Origin of the sequence: Marinobacter maroccanus (assembly GCF_002933275.1) — a bacterium.
In the GTDB taxonomy this organism is placed as follows: Bacteria; Pseudomonadota; Gammaproteobacteria; order Pseudomonadales; family Oleiphilaceae; genus Marinobacter; species Marinobacter maroccanus.
This window is the reverse complement of record NZ_PSSX01000009.1, coordinates 120,789-139,304: the sequence shown is the minus strand read 5'-3', so window position 1 is coordinate 139,304 and position 18,516 is coordinate 120,789. Positions and strand designations below refer to the sequence as shown.

Here is an 18,516-nt window from a genome sequence, read left to right as displayed (position 1 = left end):
GCGAGAGGACTGCCATGATCTGGGATCAGTCGTTTATCGAGTTGGCACCGCTTCCAAGGGGCTTTCATTTGGTCACCAATGAGATCCTGGCCCAGGCGCCGGATCTCACCAACTGCGAGGTTGGGCTGCTGCACCTGTTCATCCAACATACCTCCGCTTCACTGGCGGTGAACGAGAATGCAGACCCGGATGTGCGGGGCGATCTGGAACGCCACTTCAACGTGATGGTGCCGGAGAATGCGCCGCACTATGAGCATGTGATGGAAGGGCCGGACGATATGCCTGCCCACATCAAAAGCATACTGGTCGGCCCCTCCCTGGCCCTGCCGGTAAGTCATGGTCATCTGGCCCTGGGCACCTGGCAGGGGCTTTACCTCTGCGAGCACCGGGACCGGGCCGGTAGCCGGCGCATAGTGGCAACCTTGCAGGGGCGTTGGTAGCTCTGCACCGATAACGCCCCTCCAGACTCGCGTGTCGAATTCCACCCATTGGTTTGTCCCTGATGGGTGGATGTCCACCCATTTTCCTGCCCGAATCCTCTCCCGATTTCAGTAATGCACTGTTTTAACTGGTTAATTTTGAACTGGTCTGCTCCTTGCTGACAGTGTTATCCACCGAAGCTATTCGAGCTTCGTTGAGCACCCAACAAACAAAATGAAACGGGAGCATTCTCTATGAAAACCCAAGCCGTAATGGCGGTGGCATTCGCCTCCACCTTCGCCATCGCAACCCCCGCAGGAGCCCAGGACCGTTCAGACTGGCCGAGCAACTTCACCGTTGGTACTGCCAGCCAGGGTGGGACCTACTTTGCCTATGGTTCCGGCTGGGCCAACTTTGTGGCTGAAAACCTGGGCGTCTCCGGCGGTGCCGAAATTACCGGCGGTCCGGTGCAGAACATGGCGCTGGTGCATACCGGCGACCTGAAGTTCGGCCTGACCACCATGGGCCCGGCCCGGGAATCCATGGAGGGCAATAGCCCGCTTGCTCCAGGGATGAAGATGGACAACGTCTGCGCCATGTTCCCGATGTACGAAACGCCGTTCTCGGTAACCGCGCTCTCCAGCTCCGGCATTACCTCCATTGCCGACATCCCCGATGGAGCCACCATTGGCTTTGGCCCGGCGGGCTCTACGTCTGACACCTACTTCCCACGAATGATGGAAACCCTGGGTGTAGACTTTGAACGTCGTAACGGCAGCTGGTCTGATCTGGGTGGTCAGCTTCAGGATGGCCTGATTGATGTCGTCGCTTTCGCCGCAGGTATCCCCATTCCGGCGGTCAGTCAGCTGGAAGTCCAGACCGATGTGAACATCATCGGTATGACTGATGCCGAGGCAGAAACCATCATCAATAACTTCCCGGTTTCCGAGTTCATTATCCCGGCGGCCACCTACCAGTCTCTGGAAGAGCCGTCCCGCGTGGTGTCCATGTGGAACTTCGCCATGGTCAACTGTGATGTTCCGGAAAGCTTCGTGTATGAGATCACCAAGCTGACCATGGAGAACAACGACAAGATGGTCTCCATCCATAAGGCGGCCCGCAATTCGGTTCCCGAGAACTACACGAAGAACAACGTTCTGCCCTGGCACCCCGGCGCTGCACGTTGGTTTAACGAGAACGGTTACCCGATCGAAGACAGCCGGATCAAGTAACAGTGCTCAAGCGGGGGGCTGCCTGGCGGCCCCCCGCAAATGACGGCCAGCAGGGTTCTGGCCCCGATTTGCCTGCAAGCAGGGTGTGTCATGACTAACGAACAAAACTCCAAAGACCTTCCGGACATCGAAGTGGGCGAGGACCATGTACTCGCACACAACGTGGACGATGAACCGGTTGAGGCCAACCGCCGGATGTTTGAAGGCGGCCTGCTGAAATTCGTCGCCATGCTGGCGATCGCCTATTCAGCCTTTCACCTCTATTCCCTGAATATAGCGCCCCTTGAAACCTGGTCGTTCCGGATCGTTCATATTGCTGGCGCCTTGGTGCTGGGTTTCGTTCTGTTTGCCGGCGCCCGGTTTGTGTCATCGGAAGAGGGCGGCGCCCGCCACCGGTGGACAACCTGGATCAGTGCGGGCGCCATGCTGCCGGCCCTCTATGTAGTGTACCAGACGTTTTCGTTCTGGCAGATGGTCCAGAACGGCGCCATGCGGATTCCGGTCGAACTGGAGGTGTGGCACTTTGGCTGGCCGCTGCTGGCGGCGACCGGTATTGGTATTATCATGAGCTGGTTCCATCAACGGGAGCGATCGGTATTCAGTGTTCCCGATCTGGTGTTGATCGTCTGCTCCCTGGCTGTGGCCGGCTATTTTCTGGTGGTCTATAACACGTCAATGCGGATGTCGACCGGCACTTCTTTCGCGCCGGTGGGTATCTCGTTCGCGGCCATTGCCGGTACCGCCCTGATCATGGAACTGACCCGGCGCGTTGCCGGTATGGCTCTGGTGATCATCGGCCTGGTGTTTCTGGCCTATGTCTTCGCCGGCCCCTATCTGCCGGGCTTTCTTGGTTACCCGGGCCTTTCGGTGCAGCGGTTTTTCAGTCAGGTCTACACCGACGCAGGCATCCTTGGGCCGACCACCGCGGTGTCCTCTACCTACATTATTCTCTTCATTATTTTTGCCGCCTTCCTGCAGTCCTCCAAGGTGGGCGACTATTTTGTGAACTTTGCCTTCGCCGCAGCCGGTCGTTCCCGGGGTGGCCCGGCCAAGGTCTCGATCTTCGCATCCGGTTTGATGGGCATGATCAACGGCACCAGTGCCGGCAACGTGGTATCCACCGGTTCGTTGACGATTCCCCTGATGAAAAAAGTGGGCTACAGCAAGCAGTCTGCCGGCGCTGTCGAGGCCGCTGCGTCCACCGGTGGGCAGATCATGCCGCCGATCATGGGCGCTGGCGCGTTTATCATGGCGGAGATCACCGGCATTCCCTACACCGAGATTGCCATTGCCGCGATCATTCCGGCGATCCTGTATTTCGCCTCGGTCTACTTCATGGTGGATTTTGAGGCCGCCAAGACGGGCATGCGCGGCATGCGTGAAGATGAGCTGCCGAAGCTCAAAACCATGATGAAGCAGTGCTACCTGTTCGTGCCGATCATTATCCTGATCGTGGCCCTGTTCATGGGTTACTCGGTGATCCGGGCAGGTACCCTGGCTACCGTCTCCGCCGCCGTGGTGAGCTGGATTTCCCCGAACAAGATGGGATTGCGCCACATACTGCAAGCACTCGAGATTGCCTCCTACATGGCGATTCAGATCATCGTGGTGTGCGCGGCGGCCGGGGTAATTGTTGGCGTTATCTCCCTGACTGGTGTGGGCGCACGTTTCTCCGTGTTGCTGCTGGATGTCGCCGCCACAAGCCAGTTACTGGCGCTGATCTTCGCTATGTTCATCTCCATTCTGCTGGGTATGGGAATGCCTACCACGGCAGCCTATGCGGTTGCCGCCTCGGTGGTAGCGCCGGGCCTGATCCAGCTGGGGATTGAGCCGTTGACGGCGCACTTCTTCGTGTTCTATTTCGCCGTGGTGTCCGCGATCACGCCACCCGTTGCGCTGGCGTCCTATGCCGCGGCAGGGATTTCCGGCGCCAACGCCATGGAAACCTCAGTGGCCTCGTTCCGGATTGGCATTGCGGCGTTCATTGTGCCCTTCATGTTCTTCTACAACGGTGCTCTGTTGATGGAAGCTGGCTGGTTCGAGATCGCCAGGGCGCTGGTAACCGCAACCTTCGGCGTATACATGCTGTCTGGCGGTGTGCTGGGCTGGTTTGCGCGGGTTTCTGCCTCCTGGATAACCCGAGTCCTTCTGATTGCGGCCGCGTTGCTGATGATCGAGGGAGGCCTCTGGACCGACCTTACCGGTATTGCCCTGGCAATTCTGGCGTTCGTTATCCAGAAACAACGCAAAACCCGCCTCGCTACCGCAGGTGCCCTGTAGCGGGGGGCTGGCCGGGCATGATCTGCGGCTGAACAACCGTGCCATATGACCCGTGGTACGGTTGTTCTGCCCGCGGCCTGCCTATACTCTAGCGGCTTTCCGCGGTTTTTCAGGAACCGGATGCTATGTCCTATCGGATCGGTGCTGTTGTCGTTTTCGTTGCCACGCTGGTGGTGTCCTGGCTGCTTGGCGGCTGGGTCGGATACCGGCAGGTGGAGCAGGAGAGCCTGGAAGAGTCGTTCCGGTACCGGCAGCTGGTTGCCAATGAATTGAACCGGTATCTTCCGGTGCCGGAGTTGATGGCAGAGCATCCATTGCTTGAGCGGGCACTGACGGAACCGGGCAATCCGGACGTTATCCTGCAGGCCAATGAGCAGATGCAACGCATGGCCACCATTGTGGGCAGCTCCGACGTTTATCTGATGGATGTAAACGGCCTCACCATCGCTGCCAATAACTATCAACAAGCCGACAGTTTTGTCGGCAGCAACTACGCTTTCCGGCCCTATTTTTCAGAAGCGGTGTCTAATCGGGATTCGGCCATCTATTTTGCCCTTGGGCTGATGTCGGGGGTCCGTGGCCTGTACTTTTCCCACCCTGTCATCGACGACGCTGGCCGTCTTCTGGGTGTGGTGGCCGTGAAGGTTCTGGTTCACGAACTGGAATCCCATTGGGATCGGCCTGCTTCTCTCAGGGAAGCAGAGATGGTCGTGCTGGATGATGCTGGCATCAGTTTTCTGGCAAGCAAACCCAATTGGTTGTATCGGAACTTTTCAGATCAGGGCCTGGCCCCGGACGCGGCTTCCCGTCAGCGTTACCCGGACCGGGACCTGAGCGCCATCGAATTCGATAGCCTGGGTAAGCCCTGGGGCTTGTCGGAGAATTCCACGGCCATCAGTATTCTTGAAAACGGCGAGGCCAGAGAGTATCTCAGCGTTCGAACGCCGCTGCCGAGACTGGACTGGAATCTTCAGGTGATGGTGAGCACACGCTCTGTGATCTGGACACGGCTCGGGTTTCTGCTTGGTGGCGCCGCGCTGTTTTTTGGCGGCCTTCTGACCTGGCTTTACCTGCGTGAACGATACCGCCGGGAAGCCGAGCTGGCCCTGAGGGGGGAGCAGCTGGAACGACGGGTGGCCGAGCGAACCGCGGATCTTGAGAGTTCCAATAGCAAGTTGCTGGAAGAGATCAGGGAACGCGAACGTACCCAGACGGAGCTTCGGGAAACCCAGCAGGAGCTGATCCAGGCGGCCAAACTGGCGGTATTGGGGCAGATGTCCGCTGGCCTTAACCATGAAATGAATCAGCCGCTTACGGCAATCCAGACTTACGCCAGGAATAGCCGGCGATTCCTGGAGAAGGGCGCCGAAGACACGGTGGATGCTAACCTGTCTGAGATCATCGCGTTGTGCGACAAAATGGCCGAGCTGACACGCCAGTTCAAGGTATTTGCCCGCAAATCCGAGGGGCCGCCGGCCCTGGTGGACTTCAGGCAGTCGGTGGACGCCTCTCTCAAGATCATCGTGGCGCAAAAAACCAGTGCCGATATTGATATCCAGTGGGCTCGGCCGGAGGCCCCGGTGATGTGTCATGGCGACCTGATACGGATCGAACAGGTCATGGTGAACCTGATTGCCAATGCGGTGCAGGCTGTCGAGGGTGGACCGAATCCCCAGGTACGAATTGATATCGAGGAGAAGGACGATTGCTGGAAGTGTGTTGTACGGGATAACGGACCAGGGTTACAAGGCAACACCGAACAGATTTTCGAGCCATTTTTTACCACCAAGTCTGTCAAACAGGGATTGGGCCTGGGGTTGTCCATTTCGCGCCAGATCGTTGATGCACTCGGTGGCAGCCTGATTGGTCGCAACCGCAAGGACGGTCCGGGCGCCGAATTTGTCTTAACCCTCACGAAGCGGGAGGCCACGGAATGACAGAACCCTCGGTAATCTTTGTGGATGATGATCCACACATCCGCCAGGCCATTGCCCAGACGCTGACCCTGGAGGACCTGCCGGTCAGCTGTTTTGAGGACGCGCCGTCGGCGCTCAAGAACCTGGATGCCGACTATGACGGTGTGGTTCTGTGCGATTACAACATGCCGGGGATGGATGGCCTGGAAATGCTGGATCGGGTCCGTGCCATAGATGACACCATTCCGGTCATCATTCTCACCGGGCAGGGGGACATAAGCACCGCCGTAACGGCCATGCAGCAGGGGGCCTACGATTTCATTGAGAAGCCCTTTGATCATGATGAGCTGATTGAGCTGCTTCGTCACGCCCTGGAGAAGCGACACCTTGCCCTGGAAAACCGCCGCCTCAAGGCCCAGTTACGGCATCTGGCGAAGCCGGGCCCCCGGATACTTGGCGATTCGCCGTCCATGCAGAAAGTCATGGCTACCATTGATCCGATTCTTGATATCTCTGCCAATATTCTACTGCATGGAGAGACCGGTTCGGGCAAGGACGCGCTGGCCCGGTATATCCACGAGAACAGCGGCCGCAGCGCCCATAATTTTGTCGCGATTAACTGCGGTGCGGTTCCCGAAAACCTGATTGAAAGCGAACTGTTCGGTCACGAAGCCGGTGCCTTCACCGGGGCGGAAAAACGCCGGATCGGCAAGATTGAGCACGCCCACAAAGGCACCCTGTTCCTGGACGAAGTGGAAAGCATGCCCATGCCGTTGCAGGTAAAGCTGTTGCGGGTGCTGGAAGAGCAACGGGTGGAGCGCCTCGGTAGCAATCAGGTCCAGGAAGTGGACGTGAGGATCATTGCTGCCACCAAGGCCGACCTGAAAAAGCTCAGTGATGGGGGTGAATTTCGGTCCGACCTCTATTACCGACTGAACGTTGTGAAAGTGGACATTCCGCCGTTGCGGGAGCGCAAGGAGGACGTGCCAATGCTTTTCCACCACTTCGTTCTTATTGCAGCGGCCCGTTATGACCGAGAGAGTATTCCTCTGGATGCCGGCCAGGCTGCCGGGCTAATGCAACATTCCTGGCCCGGTAATGTCCGCGAACTCCGTAACCTGGCAGAGCGTTATGTGTTGTTGGGGCCTGCAGCGCTGGATGAAAACGAGCCCTCGGATACAGCCAACGTGGCGGGCCGACAGACGCTGGCGGAGATGATGGACGGTTTTGAACGCTCCGCCATTATCAGCGCCCTCAACGCCTGCCACGGCAGCATCAAGGACACCATGGTGCAGCTCGGTATTGCCCGAAAAACCCTGTACGACAAGATGCGCAAGCATGGGTTGGACAAAGCCCAGTTCAAGGATTGAGAGGGGCGCTTGCTAGCCCCTCTTTCATCAACTCCAGCCTAAAGATTGGCTTCGGCAAATTCTGCCAGTAACGAGCGGGGTACTCCTTGCAGGTGGATGTGGGCCCCATGGCGGAAGCCCTTGAATCGCTCGGTCATGTAGGTGAGGCCAGAGCTCAGGGCGCTCAGATAGGGCGTGTCGATCTGGGCAAGGTTGCCCAGGCAGATCACCTTTGAGCCATTGCCGGCCCGGGTAATGATGGTCTTGATCTGATGGGGCGTCAGGTTCTGGGATTCATCGATGATGATCAGGCTGTGCTGGAAGCTGCGGCCCCGGATGTAGTTCATGGATTTGAAGTGCAGGGGTACCTTGCTGAGGATGTAGTCAACGCTGGCGGTCATGTTTTCGTCGTCTTCGTGGAGCGCTTCCAGGTTGTCGACGATGGCGCCGAGCCACGGCTCCATTTTTTCTGCCTCGGTACCGGGCAGGAACCCGATGTCCTCATCCAGTCCCTGGGTGGAGCGGGTGGCGATGATGCGCTTGTACAGCTTGCTGGCCACGGTCATCTCGATGCACGCGGCCAGGGCCAGGATGGTTTTGCCCGAGCCGGCGGAGCCGGTCAGGTTGACTAGATGGATATCGGGGTCCAGCAGCAGGTTCAACGCCATGGCCTGATAGATGTCCCGGGGAACCAGACCCCAGACTTCCTCGTTCATCAGGTCGTGCTGGTGCAGGTCCTTAATGACCAGTTGGGTGTCGGTGATATCCACCACCTTGCCGACGAAGCCCATTTCATCGATAACAAATTCGTTGATGTTCAGCTTTGCCAGTTCGCCTTCCCGTTTCAGGATGTGCTCGGTTGAGCCTTCCCGCTGAACGGTTTCCACTTTTTCGATGGTGTCCCAGAAGGAGTTGGGGAATTCCCGATAGCCTTTGGGCAGCAAATCAATATCGTCGAGCAACTGATCGTTGTGGTAATCCTGAGCTTCGACGCCGAAGCCGCGTGCCTTGAGGCGCATGTTGATGTCTTTCGACACCAGGATGATATCCCGGGATTTGTGGCGGTTCTGGAGCGCAGCCAGGGTATTGATGATCTTGTTGTCGTTCAGGTGCTCTGGCAGCGAATGGTTGCCGCTGTCACCGGTGCTCATCAGGATCGAAAGACTGCCCAGGGGCTCGGCCTTCTTGCCACGAACAATGGGTACACCCTTCTCGATCACCTTCGGGCTGGCATCGCCCAACAACTTGTCGATGTTGCGAATGGCCTGGCGGCAGTCAGCGGCCACGGCCTGCTTGCCGGATTTGAGGCTGTCGAGTTCTTCGAGGACCGTCATCGGGATGATGACATCGTGTTCTTCAAAGTTGAGGAGGGCGTTCGGGTCGTGGATCAGGACGTTGGTGTCGAGGACGTACATCTTTCGGCGAGCTTGCGGTGCTCTGGGCATAAGTGGCGCTACCTCTCTGGTGGCTCAGTCGTTATCGGCGCAGCGTTGCGTGAGTCCCTCATCCGAGATCACTTTCAGCATATCGTAAGTGGTTATGATACCGGTGATTTTTGAATCACTGGTGACAAAGATCCGGTGCAGGTGTTCGCGCATCATGATATTGGCAATGTCGCGCACCGGCGTCTTCTCGTCAACCGATAAAACGATGGGGGTCATGATGTCGCGGACTTCCACCGGCACCTTTCCCATTTCTTCAAAGATCACCATCCGCAGACGCCGGGCTTCCTCGCGTTCTTCCGGTGTCAGGTGCCTGTCGGCATCGGAGCGTGTGGCGTTCCAGCGGAATTCGGTGATGTCTTTCAGGGTGGCAATACCGACAATCTCGCCGTCGTCGTCGGTGACGGGGCTACCGGTTATTTCGTTGTCGGTGAGAAAGCGCGCCAGCCGGTCCATGGTCCAGGACTGGGGGACGGCCTTGATGCTGGGTGTCATGATCTCGTAGGCGAGAACGGTCATTGATCTGGGCTGCCTTTTGAAGTCCTTTTTGAAAGCTTAGCGCGTGATGCCTTGCGCGTCATCCCTTCATAGCTGATGGTTCAGGGAGCAGTCGGTCTGACACCCGTCAGTTGGCCCTTTTCGTCGTAGACCAGTTGATAGCCCTGATACTTTTCCCGGTTGGCAACGCGTTCCAGCTCCTCCATGGAACGCACGGGAATATCCACCAGCAGGGAGTTCACCAGCCAGCCCGGTAACGAGCCATTGGGATCCGTGTGCTGAACCCAGACCATCCGGGTCTTGTCCCCCTCTGGCGTGAATCGGTAAAGGGTGTCGGACCGGTCCACCCGCACCCGGCTGCCGTTCTCCGCCCGCTGGTCTGGCATGGCGTTCAGGTCCATGACAATCTCACCGGAAGCCTTGTCGCCCCGGGTCCGGATACGCAGGACATAGTCACGATCGGTCACCGGCCAGGGCATGTCGTTCACGGAATAGGCAAAGCGATCGTGGAACTCGCCATCGCCGAAGGCATAGGATTCGGTGCAGTTGTGCACCCACTCGACGCAGGAACCGGGGTTGGCCATGACGGCCATCAGGTTTTCGATGGGCGCATCGAGTACCGCCACGGCCTTGAAGGCCTTGAAGCTGGAGTCTGGCTGGTCGATGGTATACACGCGGATATGATCGGCTTCCTTTCGCAGCGTCCATTCCTCGTCGGTTTCATTGGGCAATTCAGCCCGGGCACTGGCGGCGACAGCAAATACCAGCAATGCACAGACAAGCCCGCTGATGACCGAGGCCCAGCCCGTAATGCCATGGGCTATGCTCTTTCTCATAGGGTACACTTCCTTGCAGATGGTGGGCCGAGTCTAGCATGAGGCTTTTACCGGCATGGCCACGGAAACAGTGGTTTGTGAACCAGGTAGCGACCCGCTGATTCGATTCACTGAATTGGCCTGATCTGACGACGACTATGACAATGGAAAAGCTGATCAACGGCAAAGGGCAGGTGGTTCCCGGGCTGCTGGATGAACCGGTAAAAGAGATCAATTACCTGGACTATGACCTGCGCACGGTCATGGACCGCCCCCGTTCACGGCTGGCCAGGCGCTGGCGCTTCAACCAGTTCCAGTTTGTCAGCGCCATGGGCCCGGGATGGGTGTTTGGCCTGGCGGTGGTGGATCTGAAACTGCTGGGAAGCGGGTTTTTCTATCTCTACGATTTCGAGACCGGCCAGATGATGGAGCAATCGTTCCTTCAACCACTGGCCAGGCAAACCCGGATCGAGCCACTTCCAGAGGAAGGCGTGGCGACGTTCAGTAAGGGCGAGGTTGCCGTGCGAATCGCGCCTTCTGCTGATGGTCGAACGATTACGGTGTCCGCCCCCGGTGGTATCCGTATCGAACTTACCCTGAAAGAGGATCGGGATCCGCTCCGGCTGGTTTGCCCGGCCGGCTACAATGGCTGGGTGTTTACCCGCAAGTCGGCGGGCTTGCCGGTGGAAGGGGAAGTGCGTTGGGATCACCGTATCTGGCGCTGTGACGAGCAGACACGGGGAACCATTGACTGGAGCTGCGGCTTCATGCGCCGGGAAACCGCCTGGAACTGGGCCTGTCTGGCGGGCCGGCTTCCAGATGGCAGATCTCTGGGGCTGAACCTGGCTGCTGGGGTCAATGAAACGGGGATGACAGAAAACGCGCTCTGGCTGGATGGTGTCTGCCACAAGCTGGGCGCGGCAAGATTCCGTTTTGATCGCTATCAGCCGGGCAGTGACTGGCATGTGACCACGGAAGATGGGCGGATTGATCTGCATTTTGTCCCGGCCGGTGTCCGCAAGGAAAAACTGAACGCCTGGGTGCTGGCATCCAACTTCCGGCAGTACGTGGGCACGTTTAATGGAACGGTGACGGATGAAACTGGCGGGAAAATCGAGGTAAAAGGTCTGCGGGGCTTGATGGAAGACCACTTCGCAAGGTGGTAAGAAATGGCCTGCCCCGCCCGGGACAGGCCAGATCAAACGGTTTATCGCTCCGGTAGCGTGACGTTCAGCTCCAGTACAGAGCAACTTTCGTTGCGGTCCACTTCAACCTGAACCATGTCGTCGCTGATCTGAACGTACTTGCGGATAACCTCAAGCAGCTCCTGCTGAAGCTGGGGCAGGTAATCCGGCTGCTCGCGCTGGCCCCGTTCGTGTGCCACGATGATCTGCAGGCGCTCTTTGGCAACGCTTGCGGATTTGTTTTTCTTGCCCTTGAAATAATCGAGGAAACTCATCCCTTAGCCCCCCTTGAACATCCGTGAGAAGAAACCCTTCTTCTGGGACGTCATGAAACGGTGTTCCCGTTCCTCACCCAGCAGGCGTGCGACTGCGTCTTCATAGGCTTGGCCGGCATCGCTGTCCTCTTCGAGGATAACGGGCAAGCCCTGGTTTGACGCATTCAGTACAATCTGGCTTTCGGGAATGACACCCAGCAGCGGAATCGCGAGGATCTCCTCCACATCCGCCACGGACAGCATCTCGCCCTTTTCAACCCGAGAGGGGTTGTAGCGGGTCAGAAGCAGGTGTTCCTTGACCTGATCCTGGCCCATTTCGGCCCGGCGGGACTTGCTCTGCAGAATGCCCAGAATGCGGTCGGAATCCCGGACGGAGGATACTTCGGGATTGGTGACCACAATCGCTTCATCGGCATAATACAGCGCCATCAGCGCGCCATGCTCGATGCCGGCGGGGGAGTCGCAGACGATGTAATCGAAGGTTTCGGAAAGCTCGTTGATGACCTTCTCGACACCATCTTTGGTCAGCGCTTCCTTTTCCCGGGTCTGGGAGGCTGGAAGGATATAGAGGGTATCGACCCGCTTGTCGCGGATCAGGGCCTGGTTGAGGGAGGCTTCGCCCTGGATCACGTTTACGAAGTCGTACACCACGCGACGCTCGCAGTTCATGATCAGGTCCAGATTGCGCAGGCCCACGTCAAAATCGATGACTACTGTCTTGTGGCCCCGTTTGGCAAGGCCGGTGCTGATCGAGGCGCTGGTGGTAGTTTTGCCAACGCCGCCCTTTCCTGAGGTAACGACAATAATTCTAGCCAAGGTTCTGTTCCTGTTTCTCGGTGGATTCGTCGTGTCTGCCGAATTATCCGGTCAAGTTATTGTATTCAGCTCCAATATCAGGCCTTGTCCAGTGGCGTTACCACCAGCAGGTCGTCCCTGAGCTGGATTTGCACAGCGCTTTTCCAGCCATTGTCCTGAAGATCTTCGGAGATTTTATAGTGTCCCGCGATGGACACAAGCTCCGCTTCCAGGGATTGGCAGAAAATCCTTGCGGATTCTGCGCCATGGATGCCGGCCAGCGCCCGTCCCCGGAGGGGACCGTAAACATGGATGTTGCCTGCCGCAAGCACCTCGGCACCAGCCTGCACCGGTGCCAGAATAACCAGGTCACCTTCCGGTGCGTGGACCTGCTGGCCGGAGCGCACAGGCTGGGAGACGATCTTGGCCGGGGGCGGGTCGCCGGCAGTGCCTGTCGAGGCAGCAACAGCAGCGGTTTCTGCTTCTTCGGCGGCAGCCTGTTCGGCTTCATGGGTGCGATCCCGCTGGCCGTTGCCCGGCAGCAAGGCCAGTGCAGCGCCCCGGGCGAGACGGCGCTGGTCATCACTGCCACCGCGCACGCCAATCACGTGGATGTTGTTGCGCCGACAGGTACCGATGATCTTGAAAAAATCCAGTTCGCTGTCCAGACCCTGGTATTTCTCCAGACTGATGATCAGCGGAATGTCCTTGAAGAAGCCGGGGGCCTGGCTGATCTTGTCCCGCAAAACTTCTTCGAACTCGCCGTCGTCAAAGTAGTAGAGCTCCAGGGCGGTCATGGACACGCTGGCGCTTTTTAGCTGAAAACCCTGTTTTACCCCGGAGGTGGCGGTATCGCTCATGAAGGCGTCTCTTCCCTGGTCATGTTGTCGGTTGGGTTGGGGCGCTGCCGGAGTGGCACGCCTTCGAATCGGATGCCTGACCATCCGGTGCTGATAAACTGGCGGATGTTGCCATGGCTCTCGCCGGTCGGGTCGTCCAGAACCTGCTGATAGTGTTCGGCAAACAGTTTGAGCGTGTCCACTTCGCTCAGGTTGCAGTACTGGCCAAGGCCAAAGATCCGGCAGGACCCGGCGTTCTCGCCCTCCGCGTTTACCAGCGGGCCGTTGCGGAAGCCGCAGGGCTGGTACTCAAAATGCTCTTCGATCAGCGCCAGGGAGTCTTTGAAGCTGGCGTGGCCAGCGTCCAGGGATGCCAGGTGAATCCTTACGGCATCGTTGACGCTCATTATTTGTGTTCCTGCTTGGGACCTGTTTGATGGAGCGCCTTCCAGTCCTCATAGGGCATGCCGTAGATTTCCTCACGGGCCTGCGGGTCAGAAATCTCGAAACCCCGCTCATCCGCCTCTGCCCGGTACCACTTGGACAGGCAGTTGCGGCAGAAACCCGCCAGGTTCATCAGGTCAATATTCTGCACATCGGTGTTGTCACGCAGGTGTTTGACCAGACGACGGAAGGCAGCGGCTTCAATTTCGGTGCGTTCTGCTTCAGGAATCGGGTTGCTCATGATGGCCTCGTAATGGTTGATGCGCCGGTTGTTAGGGTTCCTGACATTCTCTGCATGTTAGCTTAAGATACAAGGCTGTATAAATGTACAGAAAGTCGACGCGAGCCCCCTGATTATGCCACAGCGCAAGATCATCCATGTGGATTGTGACTGCTTCTACGCGGCTGTGGAGATGCGGGACGATCCCAGCCTCCGGGATGTGCCGCTGGCAGTGGGCGGTGATGGTGGTCGGGGCGTGGTAACCACCTGCAATTACAAGGCCCGCGCGTACGGTGTGCGTTCGGCGATGCCGGGTAGCGAGGCGCGTCGGCTGTGCCCCGGGCTGGTGACGGTACCGACGGACATGGGCCGGTACCGGGCGGTGTCACAGCAGGTGATGGCGATCCTGCGGGAACTGACGGATCTGGTGGAACCTCTTTCCCTGGACGAGGCCTTTCTTGATGTCTCTGATGTGACCGATCACAAAGGCAGTGCCACCCTGATGGCTCGCCATCTTCGGGAGCGGGTGCGCCAGGAAGTGGGCATCACCATTTCCGCCGGGGTCGCGCCCAACAAATTCCTCGCCAAAATTGCCAGCGACTGGGAAAAGCCGGACGGGCTGTTTGTGATTCGCCCGGAGGACGTCGAGGGCTTCGTCCAGGGATTGCCGGTTGAGAAGCTGTTTGGCGTAGGGCAGGTAACGGCCTCGAAACTGCACGCACTTGGGGTCAAAACCTGCGGCGACATGCAGGCGCTAGGGGCCGATGTTCTGATCGAGCGGTTTGGCAAACAGGGCTATCGCCTCCATGAGATGGCCCACGGGCGGGATGACCGGGCGGTGGTGGTGTCGCGGATTGCCAAGTCGGTCAGCGTCGAACGAACCTTTTCTCAGGATTTGCCGGACATGGCCGCCTGCCAGACTGTCATGGCCTCTCTGGTTGCGGATCTCAATCTTCGCCTGTCGCGCAAGGCCCGTCGGAAACCGATCCACAAGCTCTTTATCAAGATTCGCTACAGCGATTTTTCAACCCATACCCTGGAGCGGGTCCGGGAACAGGTTAAAGAGCCTGCCCTGGAAGATTATCTGCCGCTGCTGGCAGAACTGGTGACCAACCGGGAGCGACCGGTGCGGCTGCTGGGACTGGGTGTGCGTTTCCGAAATGATGACGCCCCGGTTACCCAGTTGCGCCTGTTTGAATAGTATTCAAATAGATCCGGCAAATACGGTCACGAAATCTGAGTGCAGCCAGCTCATGGCCACGTAACCCATCAGCCCACCGATCAGGGCGCCCGCAGCGACGTCGCTGGGGTAGTGCAGGCCCAGAACCACCCGTGATGCGGCGACACTGAGGGTGAAGGGAAGCACGATCAGCGCCAGCGCCGGTTCGGCCACGGTGAGCATAACCTGAAAGCAGACGGCGTGAAGTGTGTGGCCGGAGGGAAAACTGTAGCGGTCCAGGGGCGGCGTGCCGCAGTTGATGGCCGGGAAGGATATAAACGGTCGCTCCCGGATAAGCCAGCGTTTGAGCAGCTTGTAGCTGAGGGTACAGGTGAGCCCCGTCAGCGCCATGAGCAGGGCCAGGCCCGGGCCCGATTGCGGATAGAGAAAGGGGATGGACAGGATCAGCGCGTACCAGAACCAGCCGTCTCCAAGTCGGCTTACCAGTCGGAAATAGCCAAGGGCTGGCCGGAAACGAACGGCGCGGTTAATAGACTGGCAGAACGCGACTTCCCGCTGGTCTGCCAGTTCAAAGAAGCGAGACGCTTTGCTTGTTGATGGCATGGTATCCGGCCTTTGCGGTTTGGTTGAAAACCAGTTGTTCAAACTGTTCGATCTGCGCATTCCAGCTCTGTTCCAGGGCGTCCAGCCTTGCCTGGGCCCTGATCCGGTTCAGCAGGGTTGGCTGATCGGCCAGCCGGAGGGCACTGTCGACGTAAGCCTCGTCCTGATCCAGGGGCACTTTCATGCCGTTTTCCTCGTGGCGGATGTGTTCGGCTGCTGCCGCGTCGTCAAAGCTGACCACACCGAGGCCGCTGGCCATCGCCTCCAACACCACGTTGCCGAAGGTATCGGTCTTGCTCGGGAACAGGAACAGATCACCTGAGGCAAAATGTCGGGCCAGGTCGTCACCACGCCGGGTGCCGCAGAACACGTAGTCCGGGTGACGTTCAGCCAGTTGACGCCGAAGCGGTCCGTCGCCAACCAGGATGAACCTGGCCTGGGGGTGGAGCCCCCGGATCCGCTCGAAGCAGGCAACCGCCATTCGCAGGTTTTTCTCCGGTGCGAGCCGGCCGACGTACAGAATGGCCCGGTCGTTGGGCTGTAGTCCCCAGGATTCGCGCAGCGCGGTGTCCCGCTTGTGGGGCGTGAATCGATGACAGTCCACGCCCCGACTCCAGAGTCCGGTTGCCGGAATGCCCATGGCCCGGGTCGTTTGCTGCATTTTTCGGGTTGGTACCAGGGTGATGGCGGTACGGTTGTGGAACCAGCGGCCGTAGAGACACAGCAACCGTTCCAGCATGCCCACGCCGTAATACCGACTGTAGCTGTGAAAGTTGGTGTGGAAGCCGGAGCTCACCGGAATGCCCATCTGGCGTGCCGCTGATGTAGCGGCGACACCCAGTGGACCCTGGGTGGCAACGTAGAGGGCATCGGGCCGGTCTGTGGCCAGGAGTTTTTTCAGGTGACTGGTCCGGGCGAGGCCAAAGCGCAGGTCCGCGTAGCCGGGCAGAGGCAGTCCGGTCACCACATGCTCACGGGTGAAAAGGGCCTCGCCGGCGCTGGCGAAGTTGCCTTTGCGCTCATGTTGCTGTCGCGGTCGTATAACCGTCACCCGGTGCCCACGCTGCATCAGTCCCTGGCATAGATGCCTGAGCGTGTTTGCCACGCCATTGATTTCCGGCGGAAAAGTCTCCGAAACAATGGTAATGTGTTGTTGGCGCCGGTTGGCCTGCATGGTCTCGGTCACGGTGTTTCCTGTGGTTCCTTTGACATGCCCCTACTATGAAAAGCTGGCATGACAGTTATGCGACACTCCCGTGACATTCCCTTTACCCGTTAACCGAACCGAATCGGAGACGATATGCAAACGAGAAAGCTTGGCAAGACAGATCTCGACGTTACCCTGATTTGCCTGGGCACCATGACCTGGGGTGAACAGAACACCGAAAAGGAAGCGTTAGAGCAGCTGGATTACGCGGTAAACGAGGGCATCAACTTTATTGATGCAGCCGAAATGTACCCGGTGCCGCCACGGGCGGAAACCCAGGGGCTGACCGAGACCTACCTGGGTAACTGGCTGGCCAGAAGAGGCAAGCGTGACGACCTGGTGATTGCTTCCAAAGTGGCAGGGCCGGGCAACGGTCTGAAGTACCTGCGCAACGGTCCGAGACTGACCCGCGATCACATTTTGGAGGCCTGCGACGCCAGCCTGGGTCGCCTGCAGACAGACTACATTGATCTGTACCAGGTGCACTGGCCGGATCGCAGTACGAACTTTTTCGGCAAACTCGGCTATGAGCATGACCCGGAAGAGTCTTTCACGCCGATCGAGGAAACACTTGAGGCGCTGGATGAACTGGTGCGATCCGGCAAGGTGCGGCACATCGGGCTTTCCAATGAAACGCCGTGGGGCACCATGGAGTACCTTCGTCTGGCCGGGGAGAAGGGCTGGCCCAGGGTGGCCAGTATCCGCATCCCTATAACCTTCTGAATCGCTCGTTCGAGGTAGGGATGGCGGAAATTGCCCACCGGGAGCAAACCGGTTTGCTGGCTTATTCGCCGCTGGCGTTCGGCATGCTGTCAGGCAAGTATTTGGGGGGTAAGTGGCCCGAGAAAGCCAGAATGACCCTGTACGAGCGATTCAGCCGCTATACAAGTGGCCGTGGCATGGATGCCACCCGGGCCTACGTTGAGCTGGCTGAGCAGAACGGGTTGTCTCCGGTCCAGATGGCGCTGGCTTATGTAAACAGCCGCAGCTTCGTAACCAGCAATATCATCGGTGCAACGTCCATGGAGCAGTTACGGGAGAACATCGGATCAGCGCAGGTGACCCTGAGCCCTGAGGTGCTGGAGGCCATCGAGTCCATTCATCAGGAATTTACCTATCCCTGTCCCTGAATCCGCCGGTTTCTGGTTTAAATCTCCGGTCAGCAGATGCTGGCCGGGGGTGCAGTTACAATCTGAAATATTGGGGATCATAAATTGACAAAAACATGCTGATCCCGTGACAAAAAGTCGGCGCCTTTGTGTGCAGATTCACATCTTTCCGGCCCTTAATCATTAGACTTAAGCCTAAGGTATCCGTAGACTCCCGTGTCGGAAAAAAGGTCTCAGGCAGTGTCATGATTATTCGCATCTTTGTCGCATTACTCGCTCTCAATCTCGTTGCATTCGTCGTTCGCGCCGAAGCGTCCGAGCGCGTCTTCGAACAGGTCGAGAGCACGACGACCAGCGAGCAGATCTTTGAGATGCAGGAGCGGGTTTCCGGCGACTATGATGAAGACAGCTCCGAGGCGTTCACCGAAATCGGCTCCCGCCTGCTCAGCCTTTCACTGACCCGGTCGAAGAGCTCCGGCAAACACTATGCGTCGGATCCGGCTCAGGCCGACCATGGCATTGCACTTCTTAACGAGGGCGCCTGCCTGAATCTGAAGTGGAACTTCTGAAACCCTCGCACCTATCTTCAATCCCCTGAACCCCTGAACCCCTGAACCCCTGAACCCCTGAAGTCCTTCAAACCGCAGAATCATGATCTGGCGCATTGTCTGTGCCCGATCCTCGTGTGATGATCCCCGTTAGATTAGC

Annotated in this window: 18 protein-coding genes and 1 pseudogene; 9 read left to right on the top strand and 10 right to left on the bottom strand. The window is 58.3% G+C overall.

Translation table 11 applies throughout. The features are described 5' to 3' along the window. The first annotated feature begins 14 nt into the window (after positions 1 to 14). From KEHDKFFH_RS11900 to KEHDKFFH_RS11880, 5 genes are all read left to right on the top strand, one after another. A complete protein-coding gene (locus tag KEHDKFFH_RS11900) occupies positions 15 to 440 on the top strand; it encodes a secondary thiamine-phosphate synthase enzyme YjbQ (protein ID WP_104322118.1) in 426 nt (141 codons plus the stop codon). Positions 441 to 674: 234 nt separating this feature from the next. Next, positions 675 to 1,652 (top strand): TAXI family TRAP transporter solute-binding subunit, encoded by a 978-nt coding sequence (locus tag KEHDKFFH_RS11895; RefSeq protein WP_104322117.1) that lies wholly within the window; start codon positions 675 to 677, stop codon positions 1,650 to 1,652. A gap of 90 nt (positions 1,653 to 1,742) precedes the next feature. Then, positions 1,743 to 3,932: a TRAP transporter permease gene (locus tag KEHDKFFH_RS11890; RefSeq protein WP_104322116.1), complete on the top strand. Its 2,190-nt coding sequence runs from the start codon at positions 1,743 to 1,745 to the stop codon at positions 3,930 to 3,932. Positions 3,933 to 4,057: 125 nt separating this feature from the next. After that, complete coding sequence (locus KEHDKFFH_RS11885) at positions 4,058 to 5,869, top strand: sensor histidine kinase (RefSeq protein ID WP_104322115.1); 1,812 nt, start codon at positions 4,058 to 4,060, stop codon at positions 5,867 to 5,869. Next, positions 5,866 to 7,218, top strand: coding sequence for a sigma-54-dependent transcriptional regulator (locus KEHDKFFH_RS11880; protein ID WP_104322114.1), 1,353 nt, complete (start codon positions 5,866 to 5,868; stop codon positions 7,216 to 7,218). Before KEHDKFFH_RS11885 ends, KEHDKFFH_RS11880 begins: the two co-directional genes overlap by 4 nt. 38 nt (positions 7,219 to 7,256) lie before the next feature. Here the strand turns inward: KEHDKFFH_RS11880 and KEHDKFFH_RS11875 are convergent, their stop codons facing one another. From KEHDKFFH_RS11875 to KEHDKFFH_RS11865, 3 genes are all read right to left on the bottom strand, one after another. Further along, complete coding sequence (locus tag KEHDKFFH_RS11875) at positions 7,257 to 8,642, bottom strand: PhoH family protein (RefSeq protein ID WP_064227079.1); 1,386 nt, start codon at positions 8,640 to 8,642, stop codon at positions 7,257 to 7,259. Between the two features lie 24 nt (positions 8,643 to 8,666). Further along, positions 8,667 to 9,158 (bottom strand): CBS domain-containing protein, encoded by a 492-nt coding sequence (locus tag KEHDKFFH_RS11870; RefSeq protein ID WP_104322113.1) that lies wholly within the window; start codon positions 9,156 to 9,158, stop codon positions 8,667 to 8,669. 80 nt (positions 9,159 to 9,238) lie between these two features. After that, the gene (locus KEHDKFFH_RS11865) at positions 9,239 to 9,973 is read right to left on the bottom strand and encodes an START domain-containing protein (RefSeq protein WP_104322112.1); all 735 of its coding nucleotides are present in this window, start codon (positions 9,971 to 9,973) and stop codon (positions 9,239 to 9,241) included. Positions 9,974 to 10,110: 137 nt separating this feature from the next. On the opposite strand from KEHDKFFH_RS11865, the gene KEHDKFFH_RS11860 reads away from it, so the two are divergent. Further along, positions 10,111 to 11,118, top strand: coding sequence for a DUF2804 domain-containing protein (locus tag KEHDKFFH_RS11860; protein ID WP_104322111.1), 1,008 nt, complete (start codon positions 10,111 to 10,113; stop codon positions 11,116 to 11,118). Positions 11,119 to 11,159: 41 nt separating this feature from the next. On the opposite strand, the gene minE is transcribed toward KEHDKFFH_RS11860, so the two are convergent. The 5 genes from minE to KEHDKFFH_RS11835 form a co-directional block, all read right to left on the bottom strand. Then, the gene (minE, locus tag KEHDKFFH_RS11855; protein WP_064227083.1) at positions 11,160 to 11,411 is read right to left on the bottom strand and encodes a cell division topological specificity factor MinE; all 252 of its coding nucleotides are present in this window, start codon (positions 11,409 to 11,411) and stop codon (positions 11,160 to 11,162) included. A gap of 3 nt (positions 11,412 to 11,414) precedes the next feature. After that, positions 11,415 to 12,227 carry a septum site-determining protein MinD gene (gene minD, locus KEHDKFFH_RS11850; protein ID WP_104322110.1) on the bottom strand — a complete coding sequence of 271 codons (813 nt, stop codon included), beginning with the start codon at positions 12,225 to 12,227 and terminating at the stop codon, positions 11,415 to 11,417. A 77-nt stretch (positions 12,228 to 12,304) separates the two neighbouring features. Beyond that, positions 12,305 to 13,066, bottom strand: a complete 762-nt coding sequence (gene minC, locus KEHDKFFH_RS11845) for a septum site-determining protein MinC (RefSeq protein ID WP_104322109.1) — start codon at positions 13,064 to 13,066, stop codon at positions 12,305 to 12,307. Next, positions 13,063 to 13,452 carry a HopJ type III effector protein gene (locus KEHDKFFH_RS11840; RefSeq protein ID WP_008176295.1) on the bottom strand — a complete coding sequence of 130 codons (390 nt, stop codon included), beginning with the start codon at positions 13,450 to 13,452 and terminating at the stop codon, positions 13,063 to 13,065. The genes minC and KEHDKFFH_RS11840 overlap by 4 nt, the downstream gene beginning before the upstream one ends. After that, positions 13,452 to 13,730, bottom strand: coding sequence for a DUF1244 domain-containing protein (locus KEHDKFFH_RS11835; RefSeq protein WP_104322108.1), 279 nt, complete (start codon positions 13,728 to 13,730; stop codon positions 13,452 to 13,454). The genes KEHDKFFH_RS11840 and KEHDKFFH_RS11835 overlap by 1 nt, the downstream gene beginning before the upstream one ends. Before the next feature lie 115 nt (positions 13,731 to 13,845). Here KEHDKFFH_RS11835 and dinB point away from each other — a divergent pair, with 115 nt between their 5' ends. Then, the gene (gene dinB, locus KEHDKFFH_RS11830) at positions 13,846 to 14,910 is read left to right on the top strand and encodes a DNA polymerase IV (RefSeq protein WP_104322107.1); all 1,065 of its coding nucleotides are present in this window, start codon (positions 13,846 to 13,848) and stop codon (positions 14,908 to 14,910) included. A gap of 3 nt (positions 14,911 to 14,913) precedes the next feature. Here the strand turns inward: dinB and KEHDKFFH_RS11825 are convergent, their stop codons facing one another. Continuing rightward, on the bottom strand, positions 14,914 to 15,492 hold the full coding sequence (locus KEHDKFFH_RS11825) for a phosphatase PAP2 family protein (RefSeq protein WP_104322106.1): 579 nt from the start codon (positions 15,490 to 15,492) through the stop codon (positions 14,914 to 14,916). Beyond that, complete coding sequence (locus tag KEHDKFFH_RS11820; RefSeq protein WP_104322140.1) at positions 15,458 to 16,666, bottom strand: glycosyltransferase family 4 protein; 1,209 nt, start codon at positions 16,664 to 16,666, stop codon at positions 15,458 to 15,460. The genes KEHDKFFH_RS11825 and KEHDKFFH_RS11820 overlap by 35 nt, the downstream gene beginning before the upstream one ends. Before the next feature lie 126 nt (positions 16,667 to 16,792). Between KEHDKFFH_RS11820 and KEHDKFFH_RS11815 the strand changes: the two are divergent. Further along, a pseudogene (locus KEHDKFFH_RS11815) lies at positions 16,793 to 17,829 on the top strand (NADP(H)-dependent aldo-keto reductase). Positions 17,830 to 18,053: 224 nt separating this feature from the next. Beyond that, entirely contained in the window at positions 18,054 to 18,377 is a 324-nt protein-coding gene (locus tag KEHDKFFH_RS11810) for a hypothetical protein (protein ID WP_104322105.1), read from the top strand. The last annotated feature ends 139 nt before the right edge of the window (positions 18,378 to 18,516 follow it).